We start from the raw sequence: 16443 nt of genomic DNA on the forward strand, positions 1-16443 counted from the left end.
TGCAAAGAAAAAGGCAGAATACAAATGAGAGAGGAAATTTGATAAACCCGAAAGAAAACAAAAGAGCCTGTCTAAATTTTTAGACAGGCTCTTTTACTAACCTTAAATTAATTATGATATGAAACTTTGGAATTTTACTTTCTTACAAAAATATTGGTAAAATAATATTTCCCGTCATTTCCTTCTTTTACAGAGATGCCAAAATGAGTGTGATCTCCTTCGAGGTTTTCGCGATGCCCGTCACTTTTAATCCACGCCTTCACTACAGCTTCGGCAGTACTATAACCAAATCCCACATTTTCACTTACTGCTTTAGCGTTAACCGATTTCACGAGCGACTGGTACCTGCTTCCGAAGAAATGATGGCACACCTCATTGTCTTTGATCATGTGCTGGTTGTGACCTGCCGCTTCAATAGACCCTTCATCAAGGTAAAGCAGACTGTTTAAGCCCTGTTGCTGGCGATAAGCGTTGACCAGTTCGAGCACATCAAGTTCAATAGAGGAATAATTAACAGGAGCGAGTTTGGCTGAAAGGTTGGCAGAGTCAACTTCATCTACACTTTCTTTCGAACAAGAAGTAAGATAAATCGTACAAACAGCCATTAACCACACAAAGTAGGTTAAATTCTTCATAAGGACATCGATAAATTTGGGATAGGAAAATTAAGAATAATTTCCGATTAACAAGCGATTTAATCGATGAACTACACAAATTAAGTAAATTTTAACATACCAAAGGCTGTAGACCTACAAAAATAGCTCTAAACCTATAAGGATAAACGACATATTAAGTCGATGAAATACTACTAGGAAAAATTCAGAATTTTACCGTCATCGGCCAGGTGTACGTTTGCAAAAACCTCTTCAGCTTCCTTTTTAAAGGTGCCTATAGATTCATAGCGGGTGGAATAATGTCCTAAAACAAGCTGGGAAACCCTGGCAGCCCTGGCTATGGCAGCGGCTTCGCGGGCAGTAGAATGGCCTGTGGGAGCGGCCAGATAAGCGTGTTCTTCGAGAAAAGTAGACTCGTGGTACAAAACAGTGACATTTTCCAACTGTGATGCCATCCCGGGATTATAGGAGGTGTCGCTGCAAAAGGCATAACTTTCGGGAGGTTCGGGATCTTCGGTAAGCTCAAGGTTTGGGATCACCCTGCCGTCTTCAAGAACCGCATCTTTCCCTTTTTTGATCCCTTTATAATATGCCACATCAATATCATACTTCTCAACCTCTTCCATCAACAACTTTCTGGGTTTGGGTTTTTCCCTGAATAAATATCCGTTAGCGTAAATACGGTGCTTTAAAGGAATGGTCTCTACAGAAACCTTTCGGGTGTTGAGGATCACCTGGGGTTCTGTAGCGCTTAGTTCGTGAAAGTAAAGCGGGTAACCTGTCCAGGAATTGGAAAAATTAAGCTGCAGCAGCACAATTTCCTTGATTCCTTTAGGGCCGTAAATGTGAAGTTCGGTCTTCCTGTTCAATAGCATGAAGGTGGAGATAAGGCCTACCAGCCCGTAAAAATGATCGCCGTGAAGGTGGGAAATAAAGACGTGCTTAATCTTGCCGAACTTGATCTTGTGCCTGCGCAGTTCTACCTGGGTCCCTTCCCCACAATCTATAAGAAAGATCTCATTATTGATCTCCAGCACCTGCGAAGTAGGCTTTGTGAAGGTTCTTGGAGTGGCCGCATAGCAGCCCAGCACGGTTAGTTTCATGACCCGGGGTCTTTAAATTAAAAAGACCTAGAATCCCAGGTCTCTTTCAATTTCTTCCATTTGTATTATATCTTCGGCTTCAACAAGGGTTGGTACCACCAGCAGCTCTTCGGGCACCTGGTCTATGTTGATCGTATCGTTTGCAATAACGAAAGACTTTTTCCCCTGCCTGTGTCTGTTTGAAAGCTCCAGGAACCTTAGCAGCTCATCAAGGCTCAGGTTCCCGTACTTCAGGATATCTATCACCACATTATCATCTTTGAATTTGGGGTGAATGCTCTCCAAAAATGCGGCAAATAGGGTTACGTCATCTTTTTCGTCCTCAAATATCTTATAAGCTTCCTTTTCAATTATTCTCATACCTGTTTGATTTTTGATGCCAGTAAATAGATCACTGCCATTCTTATAGCCACCCCGTTTTGCACCTGATCGAGAATTATAGCCTGATCGGAATCTGCCACGTCACTGGTGATCTCCACTCCCCTGTTTATAGGGCCGGGGTGCATGATCACGATCTTCTTACCTAAAGAATCCAGCAGTTCTTTGTTGAGCCCAAAGAGCTGTACATATTCCCGGGTACTGGGGAAGTAACTTATATCCATCCTTTCATTTTGTACCCGCAGCATATTGGCCACATCGCACCACTCTAATGCCTTGCGAAGGTTGGGTTCTACCTCAACACCAAGAGAACTTATATACTTTGGAAGTAAGGTGTAGGGCCCGCAAACTTTTACCTGTGCGCCCTGTAACTTCAATGCCAGAATATTTGACAATGCCACCCTGCTGTGCAGAATATCGCCCACGATCACTACCTTCTTCCCCTCAACGGTGCCCAGTTTCTCACGAATTGAATAACTGTCGAGCAGGGCCTGGGTGGGATGCTCATGCGCACCGTCTCCGGCGTTAATGATACTTGCATCAACATGTTTGGAAAGAAAGATCCCGGCCCCGGGGTTTGGATGGCGCATTACTACCATATCTACTTTCATAGACAGAATGTTGTTCACCGTGTCTATTAAAGTTTCCCCTTTTTTTACTGAAGAAGAGGCCGCCGAAAAATTAACCACATCGGCACTCAGTCTTTTTTCGGCCAGTTCAAAAGAAAGCCGGGTTCGGGTGCTGTTCTCAAAAAACAAATTGGCAATGGTAATGTCTCTTAGGGAAGGTACTTTCTTAATGGGCCTGTTGATCACTTCTTTAAAATGATCGGCAGTTTGAAAAATGAGGTCAATATCTTGTTTATTCAGGTATTTTATCCCCAGTAAATGCTTAACACTTAATTCGTTCATGTTTATACTTTACTTATAAGGTATACGGCATCTTCCCCTTCATTCTCTTTCCAGTTCACTTTAACTTTTTCCTCATTTATGGCATCTACCTGCCGGCCGTTATAGTCGGGCTGAATGGGCAAATGCCTGCTAAACCTGCGGTCTATGAGCGTGAGAAGTTCAATTTCGCGAGGCCTCCCAAAAGACTGCACTGCAGTGAGTGCCGCCCTAATGCTCCTGCCGGTATAAAGCACGTCATCAATAAAGATCACCCGCTTATCTTCTACTACAAAATCTATATGTGTTTTGTTCGCTTCAAGAGGTTTATCGCTTCTGCGGAAGTCATCCCGGTAAAAGGTGATATCCAGCTGCCCCATTTTTATCGTAGAAATACCGTATTCTTCCCGAAGGATCTTATGGATGCGGTTTGCCAGAAAAACTCCCCTGGGCTGAATCCCAATGATCACCGAGTCTTCAAATGTATTGTGATTTTCAATCAACTGGCAGGCCAAACGGTGTAAAATGATGTTCATTTCTTTTGAAGCAAGCAACACTTTTTGGCTCATAATAACAGAAGTTAACGTAACAAAAGTAAGATTTTTTTTGTGAGAACTGCACGGGGCAGGATCAAATAAAATTTGCGCTCCTGCCATAAATAAAGAGTTTTTTATAATTTCCTTCTTCAGGAATAGGCAAATTAAAGATTATCTTGCAGTAAAAATTTCATGCTCTACCTCTTATACGAATCCCAGGAAAAAGCAGCTGTAGAGGAAAACATCCTCCCAATGTTGAAGAACATTGAGTATGAACAGGTGTCTTTCCCTTTAGATAAAGAATTCGATATTTCAGCGGATTCCTGTCTTCTCCTTTTTTTACCCGATTCAGCATTGAGAGAAGTCGTTCCCATGGCTGCCAGAAACAAATGGCCCATTTCCATTTTACCCCATCCCGAAAATAAATTCACCTCTAAAGGCCTGGGAGTTTCAGAAAATATTGAAGAAGTGATCACCGAATATACCGAGTGTGAACGCCCATATAAAATTGACCTTTTGTTTTGTAACGAAGTACCTGTTTTTAGCTCCATCAATATTGGCGACATCTTTTTGCTTTCCCAAAGGCATGGCAAAAAGAACTTTTTTCAGGAGGTAGTAAACATCATTAAAAATATTCGCAAAGCTTCTTCCCTGTCGCACCATGCCTACCAGTTAAGTACAGACGGCGAAAAGATCATTCACACCTCTGCCCTGGGGATTATTGTGGTAGAACACGCTTCGAGCTCGCTTGTTTCTAAACGACTGCTGGAAGAAAGCTCAATAGACGACGGGGCTTTTCAGGCATTTGTACTGGCGCCCCAAAACCTTATGGTGCTGCTCTGGTTCTTCCTTAGAAGCCTTATTCCCAGTAAAACGACATTGAACAGGCTGCCCTCTTTCATCGGAAAAATAAAAACCTCCAACCTGCAGGTCTCCGGGAAAGAACCTGTGGAGTACACCATTGACGGCGAGAAAAAACAGGCTGAAGAACTCAGGATTGAGGTTCAAAAACAAAGGCTTATCCTTAAGCAGAAGAGTATTTTCAGCGGAAAAACAGAAAAGGAAAACGGAAAAAAAAGCCTGAAAATTGAAGGCCTGCCCACCGGCGAAACCCGAAAGGAACTTGTAAAAAGGAGCCTGCCGGTACTGCCCCGCGCCAGCACCGAGCAGTTTCAGGACCTCTTCAAGGTGCTTCGTAACAGCTCTACCATAAGCACCTCTTTTATGGTCATGATGATCTTATCTACCCTCATTGCCACCTTCGGCCTCTTCGGAAATTCTTCGCCCGTGATCATTGGTGCGATGATCCTGGCGCCGGTAATTGCGCCTATAGTTTCTTTTTCCATGGGCATGGTGCGCTATGATGTTCCCATGTTAAAGGAAAGCTTTGTTACCATTACCGCCGGGACACTGGTTTCGCTGGCCTTTGCTGCCGGGGTAAGCCTTATTATTCCGCTAAGGGTGCTCACGCCCGAAATAGAAGCCAGGCTCTCCCCCACCCTGCTCGATATGGGGATTGCAGTATCATCGGGCATTGCCGCTGCTTACGCCCACGCCAATGAAGGCATTGCAAAAAGCCTCGCGGGAGTGGCCATCGCTGTGGCTTTGGTGCCGCCACTTGCCGTTGCCGGAATAGGCATAGGCTGGTGGGACTGGCAGGTATTTTCGGGGGCGATCTTACTGTATGCCACCAACCTTGCGGGAATTATTCTATTTGGAGGCCTTACCTTTTTGTTCCTGGGCTTTGCCCCCTTTAAAAGGGCAAAAATGGGACTGGTTTATACGCTCGTTATTGTGATCCTGGTGGCCGTGCCCCTTAGCCTTTCTTTTGACCGCATTATGCAGGAGGCCAATATCACCCGTACCCTTGAAGGGGCTACAATTCAGAATGTGGTGTTGAGAGACGTGCGCATCCGCTTTGGGTCGCCCATGGTGGTTTCACTGCGCCTGGTGGGCCCCGATAATATTGCCCCAAAAAGAATCCAGGAAGTCAAAGAAGAAATAGAAAAGAAAATAGATCAGCCGGTAAGGTTGGAGGTGGTTTCGGCCATAGAATTCTAACTTTCAGAATAAATACCCCTCAAAAATGCCATTTCTGGAACCTGAGTGTGATATGAGAACAAAAAGCTTTTCCTGCTGGGCGGCAAAGCTTTTTGAGAGCAGGAAATACCGGGTATTGAGATAAAAAAAAGGGCGTGAAATATTTGCGATTTATAGGGAGGAACGTTTGTTAAATCAGTAAATTTATAACAGTTTTATTTTTTTAAATTCCTCCCAATGAAAAAGCTGATCCTCCTCCCGATCATGGCTTTATTTTTACCATCCTGTACAGCCGTAAAATTTGAAGATCCACAACCGTTTGCTGCGCCTTCACTTGCAGAATTCCCCGATAAAATGTGTGGCACTTATGTCTCGAATAATGAAGATACCCTCTTTATTGAACCCGGGTCATTTCGCTATGCCAGGGGCATTGAAACCGGTATTACAGGAGATCTAAACACGCCGAAAACCGTGCTTAAAAAGGTGAACCGCACATACATTCTGAACCTTCACGACCAGGATACCTGGAGTGTCTTTCCTTTAAAGGCCTCCAAAAACAAGATCGTTACCCACTGCGCCAATATTACTTCGGAATCTGAGCAACTCATTTTTGACGTACATAAATCTTCACCGGTAAAAGAAATTACCACCGAAGATGGCAAGTTCGCCTATTTTTTACTGGCACCCACCAATAAAGAATTTCGGCAGCTCCTGCGAAAGAAGCTGTTTTCAGAAAAAATGGTGTTTAAACGCCTGGAATGATCAGGATTTCATCTTGCGGCTTTCGGTTGCCATTAACTTATCCCAGAAGGTAAAGTAAAGGCCATAATTGGTCATGAATTCTGTATGGTGGTGGTGGTGATGGGTGGCGCCAATAAACAGCTTCCCAAAACGGCTTTTTTGGAACCACAGCGGGTAGATCTCAATGTCTAGATGGTTCACCACGCTGCTCACCGTCATCACCAGCAGGTAAAACCCAAGAATGTAAACATTCACGGGCAAAAAGATTAGGATAAGGGGCAGGATAAGTGCTTCAATAAGGCTTTCCCAGGGGTGAAATGAAAAAGCCGTCCAGGGCGTGGGGATGCGGCTATCGTGATGCACCTTATGTACTATGCGAAAGATCTTTGGGTGGTGCATCCAGCGGTGTACCCAGTAATAATAAGTTTCATGAATGAGCAGAATGGCCAGTAAACTTACCGGCAGGTACCAGTACCCATACAAACCCGGCTCCAGGTAGACGGCAGTGTGGCCTTTTAACCACAGCCAGTAAGTGGCTGCCCCTACCAGCGCAAAAATCGCCGAAGATTTTATGCTCCACACAATCTCGTTTTTCAGTTGTTTCCTGTTGGCCAGCCGCTTACTAAGTCGCCGCTCATCGTATTTCTTAAAATTCTTTACGTAGTAGTAATAGTAGAAAACCCCTGCTGCCACAAAATACCTGAACAGGATTGCAAAAAAGAAGATTGCGGTATAGATCAGGAGAATTCCTGGAGTATGGCTTTCAGGTTCAAGTAGTTCAGTCATAGCCTCTAAAATACTAATTAGAATCTTAAATATGTGTCAAAAAAGCTTCCGCAGTAATCATTAAGTTTTTGGATATTTTCAGCAGGACTTCATCTTTGCTTAAGCTTAATTCTTTAATTTTACAGGAGTCAAGCGCTATAAATGTCAACACCAACAGGATTCCCTTCAGAATTCATCGCCTATACCAGAGAAAATACCCTGGTGGGAATTAAAGCCGGCAGCACGAGGAAAACTTTTCTGAACATCTGGATCGTAGAGGTAGCAGACCGTTTTTTCTCCCGAAGCTGGAACAGGAGCGATAAAAGCTGGTTCACTGAACTCATGCGAACGGGAACTGGACAATTAAAGTACGGCGACAGGATCATCAACCTAAAGGCAAAAAAACTCCCTGCAGATGCCCGGGTGCAAAAAGACATAGATCTCGCCTACCGCACAAAGTACAACCAGCCCGAAAATATTTTTTATTCTGAAGGTATCACCCAACCGGAATACGCCAATTACACTATTGAATTTTTTATTGACCAAAAATAACCAACAACATGAAAACCATTGCACTCATTGCCCACAACAGCCGAAAGACCGACCTGCTTAACTGGGCTAAAATACATCGCGACGCGCTTTTAAAGTACAACCTCATAGGCACCACCAACACCTCAAAATTACTGAGCGAAATGCTCGATATCAAGGTGTCAGGTTTTGGCCACGGCCCCAGCGGCGGCGATATACTTTTGGCAGCAAAGATCCTGCAGGGGGAGGTGCAAATGATCATCTTTTTTATTGATGCCGAAACGCCTCACGGCCACGAGCACGACATCCAAACGCTCATTAGAACTGCGGTGATCAACAACATCCCCATCGCCCTCAACCGCGCATCGGCCGATCTTTTGATCCTGGATGAAAGAGATCAGGAAAAATAAACCTGTAAGAAATTCCGCATTAAAAATCAGTGTTGTCCGATTAAATAAATTAAACAGGAGCTAAAGCCACAAACAAATAACACAGCCCATTTAAAGCTGTGGCGGCTTAGTTTTCAGTTTCTGAATAGCTCAATTTATAAAGTAGATTTTAAGATCGCTGTTAACGGGTTTGCCATACAAAGCCTTGACGCTTTGTTCTTGCAGCCTGCCTGCTGTCAGACAGGCGAAGCTACCCTGATTCTTTCCCCGTAGAACAATGCTAAAAATGTCATTTTTGGCAGGTTACCGGCTGCGCTTTTTATTTCTGAAAGCAACTGGTTCAAAGAACTGTGGCTCTTCTAGGGTTCTATTGCTTTGCTTTTCTTTTCATATCTTCAGGAAAATTAGCTGAAGTTATGAAGATCCTCCTTACCGGTGCCACAGGGTACATTGGCAAGCGCCTCCTCCCCATACTGCTCGACCGCGGCCATGAAGTTGTTTGCTGCGTTAGGAACAGGGAGCGGTTTCCTGCCTACGGAAAATTCACTCACCCCAATATTTCTTTACTGGAGGTAGACTTCCTGAAAGAACTGCCTCCTTCTGAAGGGGTCAAAGATATTGATGCCGCTTACTACCTCATTCATTCCATGAGTGCGGGCACTGGGGATTTTGCCGAAATGGAAGCTGCTTCTGCCCGCAATTTCTTGAAGCTTATAGAGCCTACTTCGGCCAGGCAGCTCATTTACCTCACCGGGATCACCAATGAAAAGGAACTTTCAAAACACCTCTCATCGCGGCAAAATGTAGAAGAGATCCTGGCGAACAGCAGCGTTCCGCTCACGGCGATAAAAGCCGGGATCATTGTGGGCTCGGGCAGCGCATCATTCGAGATCATGCGCGATCTGGTTGAAAAACTTCCGGTAATGATCACGCCAAAATGGGTCACTACTAAAAGTCAGCCCATAGCCATCAGAAACGTACTGGAGTACCTGGAGGGCGTACTTTTGCGGGAAGATACTTTTAATAAAGCCTTTGATATTGGCGGGCCCGATGTACTCACTTATAAAGAAATGCTGTTGCAGTTTGCGGCAGTGCGGGGTTTTACGCGCAAGATCATTACCGTGCCCGTAATGACGCCGCGGCTTTCTTCCTACTGGCTGTATTTTGTGACCTCCACTTCTTACAAGCTTGCGGTGAACCTTGTAGACAGTATGAAAGTTGAGGTCATTGCCAGGAACAATGAACTCGAAAACATGCTGGGAATACACCCCATTCCCTATAAAGAGGCTGTTTCCCTGGCTTTTCAAAAAATTGAACAAAGCAGCGTGATCTCAAGCTGGAAAGATTCCCTGGCCTCCAGTTATGCCGATAATTCTTTACTCGAACACATCAATGTGCCCACCGATGGCTGTTTTGTAGATCATCGCGAGAAGAAAATCTCTGGCAGCCACGAGCGTGTTTTGAACAACATCTGGGCTATTGGCGGCAAGAGGGGCTGGTATTACGGCAGCAGGCTGTGGAAAATAAGAGGTTTTATGGATAAAATGGTGGGCGGCGTGGGCCTTAGGCGCGGGCGCACAGATCAACATCACATTAATACCGGTGATACGCTCGACTTCTGGAGGGTTTTGGCAGCCGATGAAAAGAACCGGCGTTTACTGCTTTATGCCGAAATGAAACTTCCCGGTGAAGCCTGGCTCGAGTTTAAGATCATAGAGAGAAACGGCGAACATTTTCTACATCAAACCGCCACCTTCAGGCCTAACGGACTCGCAGGCAGGCTCTACTGGTACAGCGTTATGCCTTTCCACTTCTTTGTGTTTGAAGGCATGGCCAAAAATCTCGTAAAATTTAAAGAACCGGGGCTACAACAAAAATCAGGTTAACCTGAACAAATCAACATTGAGAACTAAAATCTTTTCCCGAAATGGCATTTTTGGAAAATTTACTTCGGAAAATGCCATTTTCAGTTAAGTATTTTCTTTTTTATCCAGTTTTAGATTTCTTCCAAAGTTTTTACAACCCTGGTTCCTCCTGAATTTTCCGGTTTTAAAAATTGGAAAACCAGCTGTTTTGCGGTACCTTAATGAAAAATCAGAACAAAAGCACTATGAAAGAAAATGTAGGTAAAAAAGATCAGCTTATTCGCAGTATTGCCGGCCCTGCCCTAATGGGGATAGGGTACTTTGCACTTGGCGGGAACAAAGGAAAACTAGCCGGCCTCGCAGCCATAGTTACCGGAACTTTGATTGCCGAAAGTGCTATCACCAGGGTTTGCCCCGTAAATGAATTCTTAGGGGTTGATACCCGGGAAAAGAAAAAAAGTCCGATCAAAAAGATCAAAGAAGCTCTGGTTTAAACACATTTCCCGGACTTTTTGTTTCTTAGCTGTTAATTTCTGAATGGCTAAGACGCGGCTCATTTTACCCGTTGTTGTATTTGCGCAATTTTGCTGCACCTCCCTCTGGTTTGCAGGCAACGGGGTGATGAATGAGCTTATGTTTAGCTTTGAGCTACAGCCCGCCGCACTGGGTCACCTCACCTCGGCAGTACAATTCGGTTTTATAACAGGCTGCCTTGGCTTTGCATTTATGGGAATTGCCGACAGGTTTTCTCCCTCAAAAGTGTTCTTCTATTCTGCCATTTTTGGCGCTTTCATCAACCTCGGAATACTTTGGGACAACAACAGCAGCGCGAGCTTGATGCTATTCAGGTTTCTCACGGGCTTTTCCCTCGCCGGGATTTATCCCGTGGGAATGAAGCTCGCTTCCGATTATTTTAAGGATGGGCTGGGCAGGTCACTGGGCTTCCTGGTGGGAGCTTTGGTTCTGGGAACGGCATTTCCACATTTGCTGAATGCAACGGGCGGCGCACAAAACCTACATTGGAAAAATGTAATATTTACCACGTCAATCCTGGCGGTTTTGGGAGGCTTCCTCATTTTACTGCTCGTAAAAGACGGGCCGTACCGCAAGCCTATGCTAAACAGGAACTTTTCGGTCATTTTCCAGGTTTTTAAAATCCAGAAATTCAGGGCAGCAGCTTTTGGCTATTTCGGGCACATGTGGGAACTCTATGCGTTTTGGGCTTTTGTTCCGGTGGTACTTGGGGCCTACGAAATACTTCAGCCGCCGGTAGGTTTCAATATTCCGTTGCTTTCTTTTCTCATCATTGGCTCGGGCGGACTGGCTTGTGTGGCGGGCGGGTTCATTTCCCAAAGCCGTGGCACAAAATTCACTGCCACAGCTGCCTTGTTTCTTTCTGGGACCTGCTGTCTCCTTTCACCCTTTGTATTTCTTCAGCCCTCGAGCACAATTCTCGTGCTCTTCCTGCTGTTTTGGGGAATGCTGGTGGTTGCCGATTCTCCTCTTTTTTCAACGCTAATCGCAGAAAATGCACCTTCCGAAGCACGTGGTACCGCATTAACGCAGGTTAATTGCATAGGTTTCGCCCTTAGTATTTTGAGCATTCAATTGACCAGCTTCCTGTTTGAGGTACTGCCACCGGCATATCCGCTGTTGTTCCTGGTTGCCGGGCCTGTCTTAGGTATGCTGGCCCTTTTCAGAAAAAGCAGACTGGTCTCCCGTTTTTCAACTGAAAAAGTTTAAATTTAAAGAGGAGCTTTCCTAAAATATGGAATTCGATTACGACTATATCATTATTGGCAGTGGTTTCGGCGGATCTGTTAGTGCCCTGCGCTTATCTGAAAAAGGATACCGCGTACTGGTAGTCGAAAAAGGAAAATGGTTCAAGGCCAAAGATTTCCCAAAGACCAACTGGAACCTTAAAAAATGGCTGTGGATGCCCGCGCTCAGGTTTTTCGGTATCATGAAGCTCAGCATTTTCAGGCATGTGGCGGTAATTTCGGGCACAGGCGTGGGTGGCGGTTCGCTGGTTTACGCCAACACCCTCCCGGTGCCAAAAAAGGCATTTTACACCTCTGGTTCCTGGGGGCAGCTGGAAGACTGGGAAGAGGAGCTCAAACCACATTACCAGACTGCGCTAAAAATGCTGGGCGCAGTGCCCAATCCGCGGTTGTTTGATGCCGACAAAGCCCTCGAAAAAGTGGCTGAAGACATGGGCCGAAAAAGCCATTTTGAAGCCCCTCACGTGGCCGTTTTCTTCGGAAAAGAGGGAAAAACCATAGAGGATCCCTACTTTGGCGGCAAAGGCCCGGACAGGACAGGTTGTAATTTTTGCGGCGGCTGTATGACCGGTTGCAGGTACAATGCGAAAAATACGCTCGACAAAAATTACCTCTGGCTGGCTCAGCAACTGGGAGCAGAAATCCTGGCGGAAAATGAAGTCACTGATGTAAAAAAGCTTTCTTCGGAAGCTTATGAGGTGACACTCAAATCGAGTACCTCCTACTTTGGGAAGACCAGAAAACTGCGAAGCAAAGGAGTGATTTTTTCCGGAGGAGTTTTGGGTACGGTTAAACTGTTGCTAAAGCTGAAGCAGAAAAGCCTTCCGAAGTTATCAGAAAAAATTGGAGACCAGGTTCGTACCAACAATGAAACCCTAATCAGCGTTTCAACGGCCGACAGGAAGAAAGACCTTTCAAGAGGGGTGGCCATAGGGAGCCTGCTGCACACCGATGAAAACAGCCATCTTGAAGTGGTACGCTACTCCCGTGGCTCGGGGTTCTGGAAGCTGCTGCACCTGCCCATGGCGCATGGAAAGACGCCACCGCAGCGCGTGTGGAATGTCCTGTCTCAGCTAATAAGTTCCCCCGTGGCCTGGTTCAAAACATATTTTATCAATGGCTGGTCAAAAAGTACGGCGGTACTGCTTTTTATGCAAAGTATTGACAGCACGATAAAACTGAAGAGAAATTTCTTCGGAAGCATGTCCAGCGGCATAAGTTCGGGAGAAAAACCTACTTCAGATATCCCGGCCTCAAAAGAACTCACCAAAAGGTACAGCAGGGCCATCAATGGGAAAGCCACTTCTTTTGTGCTGGAAAGCCTTGCCGGAATTCCCACTACAGCCCACATTTTAGGCGGGGCCGTGATGGGCAAAAATGCTTCAGAAGGAGTAATTAATTCCAGGAATGAAGTGTTTGGGTACAAAAACCTCTACGTAATTGACGGGTCTATGATTTCGGCAAACCCGGGGGTGAACCCCAGTCTTTCCATCACTGCAATAGCCGAAAGGGCCATGACTTTTATTCCGCAGAAAAAAGAGGTGTCAAAAATGGCATTTTCGGAACCTCTTTCGGAATAAGTTCAGGTTAGAATTTGTCCGTTTGTTAAATAAGACAAATTTATAGCAGTTTCATCTTCAATAGAATAGCCCGCAGTACTTTTACATCGAAAACCTTTAGGGTTAGGATGTCCCCTACACGCCTTTCCCTTCAGGTTTTTCATTTTTTGTGTAACAAATGTCACTGTTTATTCCTTCCAAAAAAGCTTTTTTAGTAGTATCTTGATAATCAGATAAAACTACAGTCATGAGCTACTATTTTACCACTACTTTAAAACAGGATTTTGACACAGCCATTCAAAAAGTTACAGAAGAACTCAAAAAAGAAGGCTTTGGTATTTTAACAGAGATCGATGTGAAGGAAACCTTCAAAAAGAAACTGGATGTAGATTTCAGAAAGTACAGGATACTTGGTGCCTGCAACCCGCAAATGGCACACCAGGCTATTTCAGCCGAAAGCAGGATTGGAACCATGTTACCCTGCAATGTGATAGTGCAGGAAACCGGCGACGGTACGATTGAAATTTCAGCCGTTGATCCTGTGGCTTCCATGCAGGCCGTTAAAAATGACACTTTGGGAGATGTTGCCACGCAGGTACGGGAAAAGCTGAAAAAGGTAATTGACAGCATCAGTTAAATTGAAATTAGTTATTTAAAAAGATCCGGGGGGCTTCTAAATTCTCCGGATTTTTTTTGCTCCAGCCTTGTGTAACAAAAGTAACTGTGCCGGCAAACCTTAGAAATTACTTTTGTCCTGTTTTTAAATAATTACACTTATGAAAACGGAAAAGATCATACAAGCCGGGAAAGGAATCGAACTCGATGTGAGAACAAGAGCAGAATTTCGTGGTGGCCATGTAGCAGGTTCCAAAAATATACCCCTTACAGAATTACCCGATGAAATTGAGAATTTAAAATCATGGGAAGCACCAATCATTCTTTGTTGCGCATCGGGGATGAGAAGTGCACAGGCAGAACAATATCTCAGCCGTGCCGGAATAAATTGCGTGAACGGAGGTTCATGGCTCGAAGTCAACTACCTGCAATCTAAAGCCTCGTAAAATGATAAAATTCCTAAAAAATATCTTCGGAAAAAATACAGGCCCAAATTTTACCGACTTACATAAGGAGGGAGCTGTTATTGTAGATGTGCGTACCAAAGGGGAGTTTAACGGCGGACACATCAAAGGTTCCAAAAACATTCCGTTAAACAGCCTTGGCCAGAACCTCAGGAAAATTGGCGATAAAAACAAGCCTGTTATTACCTGCTGTGCTTCGGGAATGAGAAGTGCTTCCGCAGTAAATATATTGAAATCGGCAGGATTTACAGAAGTGCACAACGGCGGCGGCTGGAGAAACCTTCAGAATAAAATAAAATGAGAAAAAGATTGCTTAACACCAACAGCCTGTTGCGCGCAGCCTACATGCTTATAGGAATTATTGTAAGCCTGCAGGCGGCCAACGCCGAACTCTGGTGGGGGCTGGCATTTGGTATTTACATAGCCGCCATGGGCTTCTTTGGCTTTGGTTGTACTGCCGGCAATTGCACCGGGCCTAATTGCACTGTAGAACCTGATCGAAATCAGGAAAAAAGAAAATAAGCCCGCTTAACTTTACCCCATAAAAATTTCATCATGGAAGAACATATCTATACCGTCGACTTACACTGGAAGGCAGATCGCAAAGGGGAAATCTCTTCTCCCGAACTCAATGAGAAAATTGAAGTGGCGACCCCTCCCGAATTTCCGAAGGGAATTGCCGGCATCTGGTCTCCCGAACATTTGTACACGGCCGCAGTGAACAGCTGCTTTATGACCACTTTCCTGGCAATTGCTGAAAATTTCGGGCTGCAATTCAAAAGCCTTACCTGCCCTGCTAAAGGCAGGCTGAGCAAGCAGGATGGAAGATTTGTAATGTCGCAAATTGTTCTTGAACCCGTACTCTGCATTTATAATGCGGAAGATAAAGAGAAAGCTGAAAAGATCCTTTTTAAGGCCGAAAAAGCCTGCCTCATCACAAATTCTATAAAAGCTGAAGTTATTTTGGTCCCCGAAATTAAATTGGCAGAATCTTTGGTATCATAAGGTTACAGTCCCCCTACACTGGAGATCCCGTTTGAAGATTTTTTTCTTCTTCGGGATCTTTTTTTTGAGCAGTTTCAACCATTTGAGAGGCAAATCAGAAAAAATTTCAGCTACAGCACTTCTTAGTGTAACAAATTTCCTTCGGAAAAGTCTATAGGGGAAATTGCTGAAAAGGAAATATGAAGAGCAGGTTTTTATAAACCAAAACCTGCTCACTTTTCTAAAGGCAGGTAAAACCTCTCAAAAATGAATAGATTATTCCTGATTATCGCCGTGTTTCTCTTGAGCCAGAATGTTTTGGCGGGTGAAAAGACCATTACCACTTCAGACGGGGTTGACCTTTACGTAAAGGTTGAAGGCAGGGGCACTCCCCTGCTTTACATCCATGGCGGGCCGGGATCGGGCAGTTATTGGTTTGAGAAATTAACAGGAGAGTTTCTGGAAGAACATTTTACAGTGGTTTACCTCGACCAGCGTGGGGTTGGAAGGTCAAAAAGCTCCCCCAGTAAAGATTATTCCATGGACAGGATGGCGCTTGATTTTGAAGAAGTAAGGCTTGCTCTTGGCTTTGAGGCCTGGCTCACCCTTGGTCATTCTTTTGGAGGTGTTTTGCAAATGGGTTACGCAAAGCGGTACCCTGAAGCACAAAAAGGAATGCTCATGATCAACTGCACCCTAAACCTCCCGGAATCGGCTTGCGGGAGCTGGCTGCCAAAAGCCGCTGAGTTGGTAGGGGAAACCTATAGTTGCGAAGGGGACACAGTTCCCGTGGCCCAAAGAATGAATGAGTACGGAGGAAAACTTCGGGAAAAAGGCTTGTTTTGGAAAATAGGGTCCCGGGATCCCGAAACCTTCCCGAAACTTGATCAAATCTCGGCAGAAATTGAGAACTTTAACTACGATCTTAGCCAGTACGCCATGAACAGCCAGGATTACTGGCAGAATTTTAAAGCCCTGAGCGCAGATATGAACATGCCGGTACTTTATTTCTATGGCAGCACAGATTTTATGGTGGGCCCAGAACATTACCGCGGCCTCAATTTTTCAAATCTGCTTTTGTGGGAAAATAAGGGCGGGCATGTGCCGTTTATAGAAGAGCCTATCGAGCTACAAAAGGCAATATTGGCCTACAAAGAAAAATACAGCTTTTAAAAATAATTGTTTGAGGAGAAC

The 16443-nt window shown here is 44.9% G+C and carries 20 protein-coding genes; 14 read left to right on the top strand and 6 right to left on the bottom strand.

What is annotated here, in order from left to right; all coding sequences use genetic code 11:
* Positions 1 to 134 precede the first annotated feature (134 nt).
* The 5 genes from JRG66_RS02175 to pyrR form a co-directional block, all read right to left on the bottom strand.
* Positions 135 to 635: a CAP domain-containing protein gene (locus tag JRG66_RS02175; RefSeq protein WP_265164108.1), complete on the bottom strand. Its 501-nt coding sequence runs from the start codon at positions 633 to 635 to the stop codon at positions 135 to 137.
* Between the two features lie 173 nt (positions 636 to 808).
* Complete coding sequence (locus JRG66_RS02180; protein ID WP_265164109.1) at positions 809 to 1717, bottom strand: ribonuclease Z; 909 nt, start codon at positions 1715 to 1717, stop codon at positions 809 to 811.
* Between the two features lie 27 nt (positions 1718 to 1744).
* The gene (locus JRG66_RS02185; protein ID WP_265164110.1) at positions 1745 to 2077 is read right to left on the bottom strand and encodes a ribonuclease Z; all 333 of its coding nucleotides are present in this window, start codon (positions 2075 to 2077) and stop codon (positions 1745 to 1747) included.
* On the bottom strand, positions 2074 to 3006 hold the full coding sequence (locus JRG66_RS02190) for an aspartate carbamoyltransferase catalytic subunit (RefSeq protein WP_265164111.1): 933 nt from the start codon (positions 3004 to 3006) through the stop codon (positions 2074 to 2076). The genes JRG66_RS02185 and JRG66_RS02190 overlap by 4 nt, the downstream gene beginning before the upstream one ends.
* A 2-nt stretch (positions 3007 to 3008) precedes the next feature.
* Positions 3009 to 3551: a bifunctional pyr operon transcriptional regulator/uracil phosphoribosyltransferase PyrR gene (gene pyrR, locus JRG66_RS02195; RefSeq protein ID WP_265164112.1), complete on the bottom strand. Its 543-nt coding sequence runs from the start codon at positions 3549 to 3551 to the stop codon at positions 3009 to 3011.
* Between the two features lie 159 nt (positions 3552 to 3710).
* Here pyrR and JRG66_RS02200 point away from each other — a divergent pair, with 159 nt between their 5' ends.
* Both JRG66_RS02200 and JRG66_RS02205 read left to right on the top strand, forming a co-directional pair.
* Positions 3711 to 5579, top strand: a complete 1869-nt coding sequence (locus JRG66_RS02200) for a DUF389 domain-containing protein (RefSeq protein ID WP_265164113.1) — start codon at positions 3711 to 3713, stop codon at positions 5577 to 5579.
* Between the two features lie 216 nt (positions 5580 to 5795).
* Entirely contained in the window at positions 5796 to 6320 is a 525-nt protein-coding gene (locus JRG66_RS02205; protein ID WP_265164114.1) for a hypothetical protein, read from the top strand.
* On the opposite strand, the gene JRG66_RS02210 is transcribed toward JRG66_RS02205, so the two are convergent.
* Complete coding sequence (locus JRG66_RS02210) at positions 6321 to 7085, bottom strand: sterol desaturase family protein (protein ID WP_265164116.1); 765 nt, start codon at positions 7083 to 7085, stop codon at positions 6321 to 6323.
* Positions 7086 to 7226: 141 nt separating this feature from the next.
* On the opposite strand from JRG66_RS02210, the gene JRG66_RS02215 reads away from it, so the two are divergent.
* The 12 genes from JRG66_RS02215 (at position 7227) to JRG66_RS02270 (ending at position 16422) form a co-directional block, all read left to right on the top strand.
* Complete coding sequence (locus tag JRG66_RS02215) at positions 7227 to 7616, top strand: DUF2255 family protein (protein ID WP_265164117.1); 390 nt, start codon at positions 7227 to 7229, stop codon at positions 7614 to 7616.
* 8 nt (positions 7617 to 7624) lie between these two features.
* Positions 7625 to 8002 (top strand): methylglyoxal synthase, encoded by a 378-nt coding sequence (locus JRG66_RS02220; RefSeq protein ID WP_265164118.1) that lies wholly within the window; start codon positions 7625 to 7627, stop codon positions 8000 to 8002.
* Between the two features lie 395 nt (positions 8003 to 8397).
* Complete coding sequence (locus JRG66_RS02225; RefSeq protein ID WP_265164119.1) at positions 8398 to 9867, top strand: SDR family oxidoreductase; 1470 nt, start codon at positions 8398 to 8400, stop codon at positions 9865 to 9867.
* 224 nt (positions 9868 to 10091) lie between these two features.
* Complete coding sequence (locus tag JRG66_RS02230; protein ID WP_265164120.1) at positions 10092 to 10340, top strand: YgaP family membrane protein; 249 nt, start codon at positions 10092 to 10094, stop codon at positions 10338 to 10340.
* Between the two features lie 43 nt (positions 10341 to 10383).
* Positions 10384 to 11589: an MFS transporter gene (locus tag JRG66_RS02235; RefSeq protein ID WP_265164121.1), complete on the top strand. Its 1206-nt coding sequence runs from the start codon at positions 10384 to 10386 to the stop codon at positions 11587 to 11589.
* Positions 11590 to 11614: 25 nt separating this feature from the next.
* Positions 11615 to 13207, top strand: coding sequence for an FAD-dependent oxidoreductase (locus tag JRG66_RS02240; protein WP_265164122.1), 1593 nt, complete (start codon positions 11615 to 11617; stop codon positions 13205 to 13207).
* 226 nt (positions 13208 to 13433) lie between these two features.
* Positions 13434 to 13823, top strand: coding sequence for a DUF302 domain-containing protein (locus JRG66_RS02245; RefSeq protein WP_265164123.1), 390 nt, complete (start codon positions 13434 to 13436; stop codon positions 13821 to 13823).
* A 139-nt stretch (positions 13824 to 13962) separates the two neighbouring features.
* Positions 13963 to 14247: a rhodanese-like domain-containing protein gene (locus JRG66_RS02250; RefSeq protein ID WP_265164124.1), complete on the top strand. Its 285-nt coding sequence runs from the start codon at positions 13963 to 13965 to the stop codon at positions 14245 to 14247.
* Position 14248: 1 nt separating this feature from the next.
* Entirely contained in the window at positions 14249 to 14566 is a 318-nt protein-coding gene (locus JRG66_RS02255) for a rhodanese-like domain-containing protein (protein ID WP_265164125.1), read from the top strand.
* Positions 14563 to 14787 carry a hypothetical protein gene (locus tag JRG66_RS02260; protein ID WP_265164126.1) on the top strand — a complete coding sequence of 75 codons (225 nt, stop codon included), beginning with the start codon at positions 14563 to 14565 and terminating at the stop codon, positions 14785 to 14787. Before JRG66_RS02255 ends, JRG66_RS02260 begins: the two co-directional genes overlap by 4 nt.
* Positions 14788 to 14820: 33 nt before the next feature.
* Positions 14821 to 15270 carry an OsmC family protein gene (locus tag JRG66_RS02265; protein WP_265164127.1) on the top strand — a complete coding sequence of 150 codons (450 nt, stop codon included), beginning with the start codon at positions 14821 to 14823 and terminating at the stop codon, positions 15268 to 15270.
* A 246-nt stretch (positions 15271 to 15516) separates the two neighbouring features.
* Positions 15517 to 16422, top strand: coding sequence for an alpha/beta fold hydrolase (locus JRG66_RS02270; RefSeq protein WP_265164128.1), 906 nt, complete (start codon positions 15517 to 15519; stop codon positions 16420 to 16422).
* Positions 16423 to 16443 lie beyond the last annotated feature (21 nt).

Source organism: Salinimicrobium tongyeongense (assembly GCF_026109735.1).
GTDB lineage: Bacteria > Bacteroidota > Bacteroidia > Flavobacteriales > Flavobacteriaceae > Salinimicrobium > Salinimicrobium tongyeongense.

What these genes read in the sequence shown, in the direction of transcription:
- JRG66_RS02175 (WP_265164108.1), bottom strand. Translation starts at nt 635, where the DNA reads ATGAAGAATTTAACCTACTTTGTGTGGTTAATGGCTGTTTGTACGATT.
- JRG66_RS02180 (WP_265164109.1), bottom strand. Translation starts at nt 1,717, where the DNA reads ATGAAACTAACCGTGCTGGGCTGCTATGCGGCCACTCCAAGAACCTTC.
- JRG66_RS02185 (WP_265164110.1), bottom strand. Translation starts at nt 2,077, where the DNA reads ATGAGAATAATTGAAAAGGAAGCTTATAAGATATTTGAGGACGAAAAA.
- JRG66_RS02190 (WP_265164111.1), bottom strand. Translation starts at nt 3,006, where the DNA reads ATGAACGAATTAAGTGTTAAGCATTTACTGGGGATAAAATACCTGAAT.
- pyrR (WP_265164112.1), bottom strand. Translation starts at nt 3,551, where the DNA reads ATGAGCCAAAAAGTGTTGCTTGCTTCAAAAGAAATGAACATCATTTTA.
- JRG66_RS02200 (WP_265164113.1), top strand. Translation starts at nt 3,711, where the DNA reads ATGCTCTACCTCTTATACGAATCCCAGGAAAAAGCAGCTGTAGAGGAA.
- JRG66_RS02205 (WP_265164114.1), top strand. Translation starts at nt 5,796, where the DNA reads ATGAAAAAGCTGATCCTCCTCCCGATCATGGCTTTATTTTTACCATCC.
- JRG66_RS02210 (WP_265164116.1), bottom strand. Translation starts at nt 7,085, where the DNA reads ATGACTGAACTACTTGAACCTGAAAGCCATACTCCAGGAATTCTCCTG.
- JRG66_RS02215 (WP_265164117.1), top strand. Translation starts at nt 7,227, where the DNA reads ATGTCAACACCAACAGGATTCCCTTCAGAATTCATCGCCTATACCAGA.
- JRG66_RS02220 (WP_265164118.1), top strand. Translation starts at nt 7,625, where the DNA reads ATGAAAACCATTGCACTCATTGCCCACAACAGCCGAAAGACCGACCTG.
- JRG66_RS02225 (WP_265164119.1), top strand. Translation starts at nt 8,398, where the DNA reads ATGAAGATCCTCCTTACCGGTGCCACAGGGTACATTGGCAAGCGCCTC.
- JRG66_RS02230 (WP_265164120.1), top strand. Translation starts at nt 10,092, where the DNA reads ATGAAAGAAAATGTAGGTAAAAAAGATCAGCTTATTCGCAGTATTGCC.
- JRG66_RS02235 (WP_265164121.1), top strand. Translation starts at nt 10,384, where the DNA reads ATGGCTAAGACGCGGCTCATTTTACCCGTTGTTGTATTTGCGCAATTT.
- JRG66_RS02240 (WP_265164122.1), top strand. Translation starts at nt 11,615, where the DNA reads ATGGAATTCGATTACGACTATATCATTATTGGCAGTGGTTTCGGCGGA.
- JRG66_RS02245 (WP_265164123.1), top strand. Translation starts at nt 13,434, where the DNA reads ATGAGCTACTATTTTACCACTACTTTAAAACAGGATTTTGACACAGCC.
- JRG66_RS02250 (WP_265164124.1), top strand. Translation starts at nt 13,963, where the DNA reads ATGAAAACGGAAAAGATCATACAAGCCGGGAAAGGAATCGAACTCGAT.
- JRG66_RS02255 (WP_265164125.1), top strand. Translation starts at nt 14,249, where the DNA reads ATGATAAAATTCCTAAAAAATATCTTCGGAAAAAATACAGGCCCAAAT.
- JRG66_RS02260 (WP_265164126.1), top strand. Translation starts at nt 14,563, where the DNA reads ATGAGAAAAAGATTGCTTAACACCAACAGCCTGTTGCGCGCAGCCTAC.
- JRG66_RS02265 (WP_265164127.1), top strand. Translation starts at nt 14,821, where the DNA reads ATGGAAGAACATATCTATACCGTCGACTTACACTGGAAGGCAGATCGC.
- JRG66_RS02270 (WP_265164128.1), top strand. Translation starts at nt 15,517, where the DNA reads ATGAATAGATTATTCCTGATTATCGCCGTGTTTCTCTTGAGCCAGAAT.